Source organism: Serratia sp. K1WW1 (assembly GCF_055790865.1).
The window spans coordinates 969,534-981,528 of the sequence record NZ_CM147697.1 but is presented as its reverse complement, the minus strand read 5'-3'; the positions used below and the strand labels follow the sequence as shown (position 1 = coordinate 981,528).

Below are 11,995 nucleotides of genomic sequence, written 5' to 3'. Positions count from 1 at the left end.
GGCACAACAGCGATCTCAGCCCAATGAGCACAACATAACGTCCATACTTTTACAATGGTTATCGATAGGGTTGGGAGAAATTGGCGGCGTTGGGCACAAAAAAACCGCCATAAAGACGGTTCTTTTGTATCCGCGCGGTGCTAGCAGACACCAAACGGATATCTTACATCGTTAAGAACGATACAAGCGCTAACGAGCAAAGATATCTTGCGTAAAATCGGTTAAAAAAGCAACCGCCTTGATGCAAAAAATCGCTGTTTTATGTACCCTGATTTTGGGTCTGTTCTGCCGGTCTAGCAGCCGGTCATCGGGCTTGAGAACAGTGCTGCAACGACTGCGATACAGGCGCTAACGAGCGCTTGTTCCACCGGGGCTTTCCCGGTGAAGCCGCGGTGGTCGTGGTTCCACAAGGAACGCGCAATGAAAGGGAGATCATTCTTTATCCTGCTCATTGTACTGGGATCGCTGTTTGGAGTCAGTGAGGGTAGCTGGTCAGTTTCCGGCAACCAACTGATCTTCAACGTCGTATTCCAGAACAAGTAAGCTACTGGCCGCTCTTTTGAGCGGCCTTTTATCAGGGACTCGCCAATCCCCCGGCTCAAGGCACAAAAAAACCGCCATAAAGACGGTTCTTTTGCATCCGCGCGGTGTTAGCAGGCACCGAACGGATTTCTTACATCGTTAAGAACGATACAAGCGCTGACGAACAGGTTCATTGTGCGTAAAACCGGTTAAAAAATCAACCACCCGGGTGTAAAAACGAACCTTTTTTATGTACCCTGTTTTTGGGTCTGTTCTGCCGGTTTAGCAGCCGGTCATCGGACTTGAGAACAGTGCTGCAACGACTGCGATACAAGCGCTGACGAACGCTTGTTCCGCCGGGATTTTTCCGGTGAAGTCGCGGTGGTCGTGGTTCCACAAGGAACGCGCAATGAAAGGGAGATCACTCATTATCCTGCTCATTGTACTGGGTTCGGTGTTTGGAGTCAGTAAAGGTGGCTGGTCAGTTTCCGGCAATCAACTGATCTTCAACGTCGTATTCCAGAACAAGTAAGCTACTGGCCGCTCTTTGAGCGGCCTTTTATTGGCATTTAATCCAAATAAAAACGGCCCCTTTGCAGGAGCCGCTTATCAACCTTACCAACCGCTGAAATTACTTCTTCTTGGCTTTCGGGTTTGGCAGATCGGTGATGCTGCCTTCGTAGATCTCTGCTGCCAAGCCTACGGATTCGTGCAGGGTTGGGTGAGCATGGATAGTCAACGCGATATCTTCTGCGTCACAACCCATCTCGATCGCCAGACCGATTTCACCTAACAGCTCGCCGCCGTTGGTGCCGACAATCGCGCCACCGATGATACGGTGCGTTTCTTTGTCGAAGATCAGTTTGGTCATACCGTCTGCACAGTCAGAAGCGATAGCACGGCCTGAAGCTGCCCACGGGAAGGTGGAAGTTTCGTAGCTGATGCCTTTCTCTTTGGCTTCTTTCTCGGTCATCCCTACCCATGCCACTTCTGGCTCGGTGTAAGCGATCGATGGGATCACTTTCGGGTCGAAGTAGTGCTTCATACCAGCGATAACTTCAGCAGCTACGTGGCCTTCATGCACGCCTTTGTGCGCCAGCATCGGTTGACCGACGATGTCACCAATCGCGAAGATATGTGGCACGTTGGTACGCAGTTGTTTGTCGACGTGGATAAAGCCACGGTCGTCAACTTCTACACCAGCTTGGCCAGCGTCCAGCAGTTTACCGTTTGGCACACGGCCGATCGCTACCAGCACCGCGTCGTAGCGCTGTGGTTCTGCAGGGGCTTTTTTACCTTCCATCGTGACGTAGATGCCGTCTTCTTTGGCTTCTACCGCGGTCACTTTGGTTTCCAGCATCAGGTTGAACTGCTTGCTGATACGCTTGGTAAAGACTTTCACCACGTCTTTATCTGCAGCCGGGATCACCTGGTCGAACATTTCAACCACGTCGATCTGTGAACCCAGTGCATGGTATACGGTGCCCATTTCCAGGCCGATGATACCGCCGCCCATAACCAGCATGCGCTCTGGAACGGTTTTCAGCGCCAGTGCATCGGTGGAATCCCACACGCGTGGATCTTCATGAGGAATAAATGGCAGTTGGATCGGACGGGAGCCTGCGGCGATGATGGCATTGTCGAAGTTGATGGTGGTAGCACCATTCTCGCCTTCAACCACTAGCGTGTTGGCGCCGGTGAATTTACCCAGGCCGTTGACCACTTTCACTTTGCGGCCTTTAGCCATGCCAGCCAGACCACCGGTCAGCTGATTGATGACTTTCTCTTTCCAGACGCGCACTTTGTCGATGTCGGTTTTCGGCTCGCCGAAAACGATGCCGTGTTCGGCCAACGCTTTGGCTTCTTCGATCACTTTGGCTACGTGCAACAGTGCTTTGGAAGGAATACAGCCCACGTTCAGGCAAACACCGCCCAGAGTGGAGTAACGCTCAACCAGAATGGTTTCCAGACCTAAGTCAGCGCAACGAAAAGCAGCAGAGTAACCTGCAGGGCCCGCCCCAAGTACCACGACCTGAGTTTTAATTTCAGTACTCATCATGACCTCTTAATTAGTTGTCCGGCGGGTCAGACGTCATTTTATACCCGTCATACTTGAAGCTGCCTCGGCGTTGGCTGCGTTCGTTCACCTGAATCACTTACTTAAAGTAAGCTCATCAGGATTCACGAACTTGCCGCCTTGATGCAGCTCCAATTATTTTGGGTATGTTATTAATCAATCTCATAACGCCCTTCATCCACCGGGACGCATACACGCGAGCAGTTTACAGAATTGTTAATAATCTGCAAAGCGTGTTCGAGTGACCCGTGTCCCAACAATTCTGTCGAGTCATGCAAAACCCGACAAAACTGCTACTGAATTACTAAGGGCGCAGCATGCTGCGCCCTTTTTCATTACATCACCAGACGGCGAATGTCGGCCAGCATGTTGTTGATGATGGTGATAAAGCGCGCACCGTCAGCACCGTCAATCACACGGTGGTCGAAGGAGAGCGACATTGGCATCATCAGGCGCGGCGTGAACTCTTTACCGTTCCAGACCGGCTCCATCGCAGACTTGGAGACACCCAGGATAGCCACTTCCGGCGCGTTAACAATCGGCGCGAAGTGAGTAGTCCCGATACCGCCCAGGCTGGAGATGGTGAAGCAACCGCCCTGCATTTCGCCTGCGGTCAACTTACCGTCACGCGCTTTTTTGGAGATCGCCATCAGTTCACGGGACAGCTCAGTGATGCTCTTCTTGTTCACATCCTTGAATACCGGAACCACCAGGCCATTTGGCGTATCTACCGCCACGCCGATGTTGATGTATTTCTTCAGCGTCAGCTTCTGGCCGTCTTCGGACAGTGAACTGTTGAAGCGTGGCATCTGCTCCAGGGCAGCGGCAACGGCTTTCATGATGAACACCACCGGGGTGAACTTCACGTCCAGCTTACGCTTGGCAGCTTCGTCGTTCTGCTGCTTGCGGAACGCTTCCAGATCGGTGATATCGGTTTTGTCGAAGTGAGTCACGTGCGGGATCATCACCCAGTTGCGGCTCAGGTTGGCACCAGAGATTTTCTGGATGCGGCCCAGTTCAACTTCTTCGATCTCACCAAACTTGCTGAAGTCCACTTTCGGCCACGGCAGCATGCCTGGCAGGCCACCACCGGTAGCGGCAGGAGCGGCTTCGGCACGTTTGACCGCGTCTTTCACGTAAGCCTGAACGTCTTCGCGCAGGATACGGCCTTTACGACCCGTGCCCTTCACTTTCGCCAGGTTAACACCGAACTCACGCGCCAAGCGGCGGATGACCGGGGTGGCGTGCACGTAGGCGTCGTTTTCAGCAAACTCGCCTTTCCCTGCGGCAGCAGCAGGAGCAGCAGCTTTAGCTTCTTGCTTGGCCGGAGCCGGGGCAGCTTCTGCTTTCTGAGCTGGGGCAGCGGCTGGCGCTGCGCCTTCCACTTCGAAGACCATAATCAGCGAACCGGTTTTGACTTTATCGCCGGTAGCGATTTTGATTTCTTTCACGGTGCCCGCGAACGGAGCCGGAACTTCCATAGAAGCCTTGTCACCTTCAACGGTGATCAGTGACTGCTCAGCGGCAACTTTATCGCCCACTTTCACCATCACTTCGGTCACTTCTACTTCGTCGCCACCAATGTCTGGCACTTCGACGTTTTTCGCCGCGCTTGCCGCAGGGGCAGCAGCCGGAGCCGCCTGGGTAGCCGCAGCAGCAGGGGCAGCAGAAGCCGCGCCAGCCACTTCGAAGACCATAATCAGGGAACCGGTTTTCACTTTGTCACCGGTGTTGATTTTGATCTCTTTCACGGTACCGGCGAACGGTGCAGGCACTTCCATAGAGGCCTTGTCGCCTTCTACGGTGATCAGCGACTGCTCGGCAGTCACGGTATCGCCAACCTTCACCAGGATCTCGGTGACTTCAACTTCGTCAGCCCCGATGTCCGGTACTTCAACGTCTTTGGCTGCGGCTGCAGCAGCAGGAGCCGCGGCCGGTTTTTCTTCTGCCTTGGCGGCTGGTGCGGCAGCGGCCGCACCTTCTGCTTCAAAGATCATCAGCAGTTTGCCAGTCTCGGTTTTATCACCGACGGCCACTTTGATCTCTTTCACCACGCCAGCCTGCGGCGAAGGCACTTCCATGGAGGCTTTGTCGCCTTCCACGGTGATCAGCGATTGTTCAACTTCAACCTTATCGCCAACCTTCACCAGGATCTCGGTGATTTCAACTTCATCTGCACCGATGTCCGGCACTTTGATTTCGATAGACATTGTTCAGTACCTCTTATGCCAGACGCGGGTTAACTTTTTCTGGGTTGATGTCGAATTTCTTAATCGCATCAGCGACCACAGAAGCTTCAATTTCACCGCGTTTAGCCAGTTCACCCAGAGCAGCAACCACCACGTAGGAAGCATCAACTTCGAAGTGGTGACGCAGGTTTTCGCGGCTGTCTGAACGACCGAAGCCGTCAGTACCCAGTACGCGATAATCGCTGGCTGGTACGAAAGTACGAACCTGCTCTGCGAAAAGCTTCATGTAGTCGGTAGAAGCTACCGCTGGCGCCTCGTTCATCACCTGAGCGATGTAAGGCACACGTGGGGTTTCGGTTGGGTGCAGCATGTTCCAACGCTCACAGTCCTGACCATCACGCGCCAATTCGGTGAAGGAAGTTACGCTGTAGGTATCGGAACCCACGCCGTAGTCTTTCGCCAGGATCTGCGCAGCTTCACGCACATGGCGCAGGATCGAGCCGGAGCCCAGCAGCTGTACTTTACCTTTGCTACCTTCCAGAGTTTCCAGCTTGTAGATACCTTTACGGATACCCTCTTCTGCGCCCTTCGGCATGGCTGGCATGTGGTAGTTTTCGTTCAGCGTAGTCAGGTAGTAGTAGACGTTTTCTTGCGCGTCACCGTACATACGTACCAGACCATCATGCATGATCACCGCCACTTCATACGCGTAAGCCGGATCGTAAGAGATGCAGTTAGGGATGGTCAGAGACTGAATGTGGCTGTGACCATCTTCGTGCTGCAGACCTTCGCCGTTCAGGGTAGTACGCCCTGAAGTCCCGCCGATCAGGAAGCCACGCGCCTGTTGGTCACCCGCTGCCCAGCACAGGTCGCCAATACGTTGGAAACCGAACATGGAGTAGTAGATGTAGAACGGGATCATCGGCAGATTGTTGGTGCTGTAGGAAGTCGCTGCGGCCAGCCATGAAGAGGCAGCACCCAGTTCGTTGATACCTTCCTGCAGGATCTGGCCTTTCTCGTCTTCTTTGTAGTATGCAACCTGCTCACGGTCCTGCGGGGTGTACTGCTGGCCGTTCGGGCTGTAGATACCGATCTGACGGAACAGACCTTCCATACCGAAGGTACGCGCTTCATCGGCGATGATTGGCACCAGGCGATCTTTGATCGACTTGTTCTTCAACATCACGTTCAGGGCACGCACAAAGGCGATGGTGGTAGAAATTTCTTTGTTCTGCTCTTCCAGCAGTGAACTGAAATCTTCCAGAGCTGGCATTTCCAGCTTCTCGGTGAAGTTCGGCATGCGGGTTGGCACATAGCCTTCCAGCGCCTGACGACGTTCGTGCAGATACTTGTACTCTTCGGAGTCTTTCTCGAAGGTGATGTATGGCAGTTTTTCGATATCGGCATCGGCCACTGGCACGTTGAAACGATCGCGGAAGTGGTGAACCCCTTCCATGTTCATTTTCTTCACCTGGTGAGCGATGTTTTTACCTTCCGCGGTTTCACCCATGCCGTAACCTTTGATGGTATGGGCCAGGATCACGGTTGGTTTGCCTTGGGTATCCTGCGCTTTTTTCAGTGCAGCGAAGACTTTCTTCGGATCGTGACCACCACGGTTCAGCGACCAGATCTCGTCGTCGGTCATGTCTTTGACCAGCGCGGCGGTTTCCGGGAAGCGGCCGAAGAAGTGCTCACGTACGTAAGCGCCGTCTTTGGATTTGAAGGTCTGGTAGTCGCCGTCCAGGGTTTCGTTCATCAGTTGGATCAGCTTGCCGCTGGTGTCTTTACGCAGCAGTTCATCCCAACGACCGCCCCAGATCACTTTCAGCACCTGCCAGCCAGCACCTGCGAAGATACCTTCCAGCTCGTTGATGATCTTGCCGTTACCGGTAACCGGGCCATCCAGACGCTGCAGGTTGCAGTTGATGACGAAGACCAGGTTGTCCAGCTTCTCACGGGTTGCGATGGTGATCGCACCTTTGGATTCTGGTTCGTCCATCTCGCCGTCGCCCAGGAAGGCATAAACGGTCTGGCCAGAGGTGTCTTTCAGACCACGGTGTTCCAGATACTTGAGGAACTTGGCCTGATAGATGGCGCTGATTGGGCCCAGACCCATGGAGACGGTCGGGAACTGCCAGAATTCAGGCATCAGTTTTGGATGCGGGTAAGAGGACAGGCCTTTACCGTGCACTTCCTGACGGAAGTTGTTCATTTGATCTTCGGTCAGGCGGCCTTCAAGGAAGGCACGTGCATAAACGCCCGGAGAGATGTGGCCCTGGAAGTAAACCAGATCGCCGCCGTCTTTCTCGTTGCGAGCACGGAAGAAGTGGTTAAAGCAGACTTCATAGAAGGTCGCAGAAGATTGGAAGGAAGCCATATGGCCGCCCAGATCCAGATCTTTCTTGGAAGCACGCAACACGGTCATCACGGCGTTCCAACGGATAGCAGAACGAATACGACGCTCCAGATCCAGGTTGCCCGGGTATGCCGGTTCGTCTTCTACCGCGATGGTGTTGACGTAGTTGTTAGCCGCAGCACCCGCTGCAACGCTAACACCGCCCTTACGGGCTTCTCCCAGCACCTGATCAATCAGGAACTGAGCGCGTTCAACACCCTCTTCACGGATGACCGATTCGATCGCCTGCAGCCAGTCGCGGGTTTCGATCGGATCCACGTCATTGTTTAAACGTTCTGACATGGTGGTATTCCTTATCTGTCTAATGGTTTGTTTGGAGCCTGTCTTCCTGCGTTCTGAGCAAAACGCACGAAGACAGGCTCATCAGTTTGGTTGCCGCTTAAGTACTTAACTAAGCACTCCGAGCTTTATCTCAACAAGCTGGTGTGCCTTGAGGAGAACCACTCTTAATCCTTGCGTTGCTGGAGACGCCGCAGCGATCGATCACGCCGGGTGTGTTCCCTGCTGAGATCCAGCAAAATTTCCTCGATAAACGCCAAATGGCGGTGCGAGGCTTCACGGGCCTTTTCAGGTTCGCGTGCCACAATCGCCTCAAAGATCCCGGCGCGATGGCTACTCACTGTTGCCAACATCTCACGGCGCGAGTAGAGCAATTCAAAGTTCTGACGAACGTTCTGTTCCAGCATCGGGCCCATACAGCGCAGCAGATGGAGTAACACAACGTTGTGGGCAGCCTCGGTCACGGCAATTTGGTATTGCATGACCGCGTCGGCTTCGGCGTCTAGATCGCCACTGTCCTGAGCTTGCTGGATCACATGATGGCAGTCGCGGATGCGCGCCAGATCTTCGTCCGTCCCACGCAACGCCGCATAATAGGCAGCGATACCTTCAAGGGCATGACGTGTTTCGAGCAGATCGAATTGTGATTCAGGATGATCGGCCAGCAGCTCAGCCAGCGGATCGCTGAAGCTCTGCCACAGATTAGTTTGTACAAAGGTGCCGCCTCCCTGGCGACGCAGGAGCAGCCCTTTAGCTTCCAGACGCTGAATTGCCTCTCTCAGAGAAGGACGGGAAACATCAAACTGTTTCGCCAGCTCGCGCTCTGGAGGCAGCTTTTCGCCTGGACGTAGCGTACCCTCGAGGATCAGGTATTCGAGCTGCTGCTCGATAACATCTGACAACTTGGGTTGGCGGATTTTGCTGTAGGCCATGGGTGATTTCTTCTCTGCGAAGTGCCCGGAGTCAATTGGTAATACCAATTTCAAAAACGTGACGGTAAAGTAACAAAGTATTCACCTCCTGTCCATATGGGCCTTGATCGAAATCATGAATGCCGCACATTTTAACACTTCAATCCATAAGCCTTTGCAAACCGGCAACTCAGCGTTGGTAATACCATTTACGAGGTAGCCGCCGAATTTAACTTTTGTGAAACCTCTGGTTAGAACAATGCCCGGGTTATATGGCAAGGAGATTAAGGGTTATTTTCGCTTTATTACCGCTTACCAAGCCCCGCCCGTTAACAAAAAAACAACAACAATGGCGATTATTTTTGCCAATTCTGTGAGTTATTGCTTATTTCGTGCACGCAATCCCCCCGCTCGTCACACAACCCGCATTTTGTTGCCTAAACTGCTGCAATCTTAATCATTCAAACAACAAAGCAGGTGCAAACTTTCGCACATACCATTATTCTCTGCCAAACGGTAGCGACGCCGTGGAATTTATAGCTATAACGTCGTAAACAAAAAACAACACACATCGTAATCATTACTTTACGGTAATGAGCATTATGTCAGCACAGAGGGTTTCATTGATGGATGGTCAACAGCATGGCGACCAGCTGAAGCGCGGCCTGAAAAACCGCCATATCCAGCTGATCGCCTTAGGTGGCGCAATAGGTACCGGCCTGTTCCTCGGTATCGCTCAAACAATAAAAATGGCCGGCCCGTCGGTCATCCTTGGTTATGCAATTGGCGGTTTTATTGCCTTCCTGATCATGCGTCAACTGGGTGAAATGGTGGTTGAAGAGCCAGTGGCCGGATCGTTTAGCCACTTCGCCTATAAATACTGGGGGAACTTCGCCGGTTTCGCCTCCGGCTGGAACTATTGGGTGCTGTATGTGCTAGTTGCCATGGCGGAACTGACCGCAGTGGGCATTTACGTGCAGTACTGGTGGCCGGAAATCCCCACCTGGATCTCCGCCGCCGTGTTCTTCCTGGCCATCAACGCCATCAACCTGTCGAGTGTGAAGGTCTATGGTGAAATGGAGTTCTGGTTCGCCATCATCAAAGTGGTCGCTATCATCGGCATGATTGCCTTTGGTGCCTACCTGCTGTTCAGCGGCCTGGGCGGCCCGGAAGCCAGCGTCACCAACCTGTGGGCGCAAGGCGGGTTCTTCCCGAACGGCACCATGGGCTTGCTCATGGCGATGGCGGTTATCATGTTCTCCTTCGGTGGATTGGAGCTGGTGGGCATTACCGCCGCTGAAGCCGATAACCCGGAAAAAAGCATCCCGAAAGCCACCAACCAGGTGATCTACCGTATCCTGCTGTTCTATATCGGCTCGCTGACTATTCTGCTGTCACTCTATCCGTGGGGCAAAGTGGTCGAAGGCGGCAGCCCGTTCGTACTGATCTTCCATGCGCTGAACAGCAATATGGTCGCGACGGTGCTCAATATCGTGGTCCTGACGGCCGCGCTGTCGGTCTACAACAGCTGCGTCTATTGCAACAGCCGCATGCTGTACGGCTTGGCCAAACAGGGCAATGGCCCGAAAGCCCTGCTGAAAGTGGATAGCCGCGGTGTGCCGGTAGTTGCCATCGGTTTCTCTGCGTTGGCAACCGCGCTGTGCGTGCTGATTAACTACCTGATCCCAGGCCGTGCCTTTGAGCTGCTGATGGCGCTGGTGGTGTCTGCTCTGGTGATCAACTGGGCGATGATCAGCCTGGCACACCTGAAATTCCGCCAGGCGAAAAACCGTGAAGGGGTCGAGCCGAAGTTCAAGGCCTTCTGGTATCCGTTCAGCAACTATCTGTGCCTGGCCTTTTTGGCCGGCATTCTGGTGATCATGTATCTGACGCCGGGGATCCAGATTTCCGTGCTGCTGATCCCGGTATGGCTCGCTATTCTCGGCATCGGTTACTTCATCAAGCAGCGTGGCCAACAACCGGCCAGTGTCGCAAACCGTTAATCTTGAATCCGTTTTCTCAGGCCCGCCAGCGCGGGCCTTTTTTTACCCTACGCTTTTTGCCAACTGGCTCACACTTCTTCCGCAGTGGCTGATTTATCCATCTCTACAACCATTAATTTCTGATAGTTCGCCGCCACGCAGGGCAATAATCGTTATCCAACAGTCCGATCCTGTCACAGCGGAGAAAATGTCCATGAAGAGCAATGCCCTATCGATAAAAGAAAAGATTGGCTATGGCATGGGAGACGCCGGTTGCAACATGATCGGCGGCGCAATCATGCTGTTCCTCAACTACTTCTATACCGATATCTTTGGCCTAACCCCGGCACTGGTGGGGATTTTGCTGCTGTCCGTACGCGTGCTGGACGCCGTGAGCGATCCCATCATGGGAGCGATTGCCGATCGCACCCAAAGCCGTTTTGGCCGTTTCCGCCCGTGGTTGTTATGGATTTCCCTGCCTTACGTGCTGTTTAGCGTGTTGATGTTTACCACCCCGGAGTGGAGCTATAACAGTAAGGTGATTTACGCCTTTGTCACCTATTTCCTGATGTCGCTGACCTACACCGCCATCAACATTCCCTACTGCTCGCTGGGGGGCGTGATCACCGCCGACCCGCACGAGCGCGTTTCCTGCCAGTCGTACCGTTTCATCATGGTCGGCATCGCGACGCTAATCCTCTCACTGACCCTGTTACCGATGGCGGAATGGTTCGGCGGGGCCGACAAGGCCAAGGGCTACCAAATGTCGATGGGCGTGATGGCGTTGATCGCGCTAGGGATGTTCCTGTTCTGCTTTGCGACGGTGAAAGAACGTATCCGCCCGGCGGTTCCCACCCACGATGCGCTGAAGGCCGATCTGAAAGACGTGTGGAAAAACGATCAGTGGGTACGCATTCTGCTGCTGACCTTCTGCAACGTCTGCCCCGGTTTTATCCGCATGGCCGCCACCATGTATTACGTCACCTACGTCATGCAGCAATCCACCTCGTTCGCCAGTCTGTTTATCGCCTTGGGCGTGGTCGGCATGATGATCGGCAGTGCCCTGGCCAAGCCGTTAACCGACCGCTTCTGCAAGCTGAAGGTGTTCTTCTGGACCAACATCGTGCTGGCCATTTTCTCCAGCGGCTTCTACTTCCTCAACCCGCAGCTGACCTCGCTGATCGTGGTGGCCTACTTCCTGCTGAACATCCTGCATCAGATCCCTTCCCCGCTGCACTGGTCGCTGATGGCCGACGTGGACGACTACGGCGAATGGAAAACCGGCAAGCGCATCACCGGTATCAGCTTCTCCGGTAACCTGTTCTTCCTGAAGGTCGGGCTGGCGGTTGCCGGGGCGATGGTGGGTTTCGTGATGTCTTACTCCGGTTATCAGGCCGATGCTGGTGCTCAAAGCGCCGGAGCGCTGCAGAGTATCGTCTTGCTGTTTACCGTGATCCCTGGCGTGGGCTACCTGATCACCGCTGGCGTGGTCCGTTTGCTGAAAGTGGATCGCAATCTGATGTCACAGATCCAGAGCGATCTGGAAAAGCGCCGCGTCAACTATCAGGAACTGGCGGAATACCGCGAACAACAGCTCGAAGCCAAACACTCTTGAGAGG

Annotated in this window: 8 protein-coding genes; 4 read left to right on the top strand and 4 right to left on the bottom strand. The window is 53.9% G+C overall.

Annotated elements, in window-relative coordinates; translation table 11 throughout:
• The first annotated feature begins 420 nt into the window (after positions 1 to 420).
• Positions 421 to 543 carry a hypothetical protein gene (locus ACX9GU_RS04380; RefSeq protein ID WP_473193960.1) on the top strand — a complete coding sequence of 41 codons (123 nt, stop codon included), beginning with the start codon at positions 421 to 423 and terminating at the stop codon, positions 541 to 543.
• 388 nt (positions 544 to 931) lie between these two features.
• Positions 932 to 1,054 (top strand): hypothetical protein, encoded by a 123-nt coding sequence (locus ACX9GU_RS04375; RefSeq protein WP_255417705.1) that lies wholly within the window; start codon positions 932 to 934, stop codon positions 1,052 to 1,054.
• Positions 1,055 to 1,153: 99 nt separating this feature from the next.
• On the opposite strand, the gene lpdA is transcribed toward ACX9GU_RS04375, so the two are convergent.
• From lpdA to pdhR, 4 genes are all read right to left on the bottom strand, one after another.
• Entirely contained in the window at positions 1,154 to 2,578 is a 1,425-nt protein-coding gene (gene lpdA, locus ACX9GU_RS04370) for a dihydrolipoyl dehydrogenase (protein ID WP_021806270.1), read from the bottom strand.
• Between the two features lie 356 nt (positions 2,579 to 2,934).
• Positions 2,935 to 4,809 (bottom strand): pyruvate dehydrogenase complex dihydrolipoyllysine-residue acetyltransferase, encoded by a 1,875-nt coding sequence (gene aceF / locus ACX9GU_RS04365; RefSeq protein ID WP_473193959.1) that lies wholly within the window; start codon positions 4,807 to 4,809, stop codon positions 2,935 to 2,937.
• 13 nt (positions 4,810 to 4,822) lie between these two features.
• Entirely contained in the window at positions 4,823 to 7,486 is a 2,664-nt protein-coding gene (gene aceE, locus ACX9GU_RS04360) for a pyruvate dehydrogenase (acetyl-transferring), homodimeric type (protein ID WP_473193958.1), read from the bottom strand.
• A gap of 164 nt (positions 7,487 to 7,650) precedes the next feature.
• Positions 7,651 to 8,415 carry a pyruvate dehydrogenase complex transcriptional repressor PdhR gene (gene pdhR, locus ACX9GU_RS04355; RefSeq protein ID WP_021179689.1) on the bottom strand — a complete coding sequence of 255 codons (765 nt, stop codon included), beginning with the start codon at positions 8,413 to 8,415 and terminating at the stop codon, positions 7,651 to 7,653.
• A gap of 605 nt (positions 8,416 to 9,020) precedes the next feature.
• Between pdhR and ACX9GU_RS04350 the strand changes: the two genes are divergently transcribed.
• Both ACX9GU_RS04350 and ACX9GU_RS04345 read left to right on the top strand, forming a co-directional pair.
• On the top strand, positions 9,021 to 10,397 hold the full coding sequence (locus tag ACX9GU_RS04350; protein ID WP_473195109.1) for an amino acid permease: 1,377 nt from the start codon (positions 9,021 to 9,023) through the stop codon (positions 10,395 to 10,397).
• 193 nt (positions 10,398 to 10,590) lie between these two features.
• On the top strand, positions 10,591 to 11,991 hold the full coding sequence (locus ACX9GU_RS04345) for a glycoside-pentoside-hexuronide (GPH):cation symporter (protein ID WP_473193957.1): 1,401 nt from the start codon (positions 10,591 to 10,593) through the stop codon (positions 11,989 to 11,991).
• Positions 11,992 to 11,995: the final 4 nt, after the last annotated feature.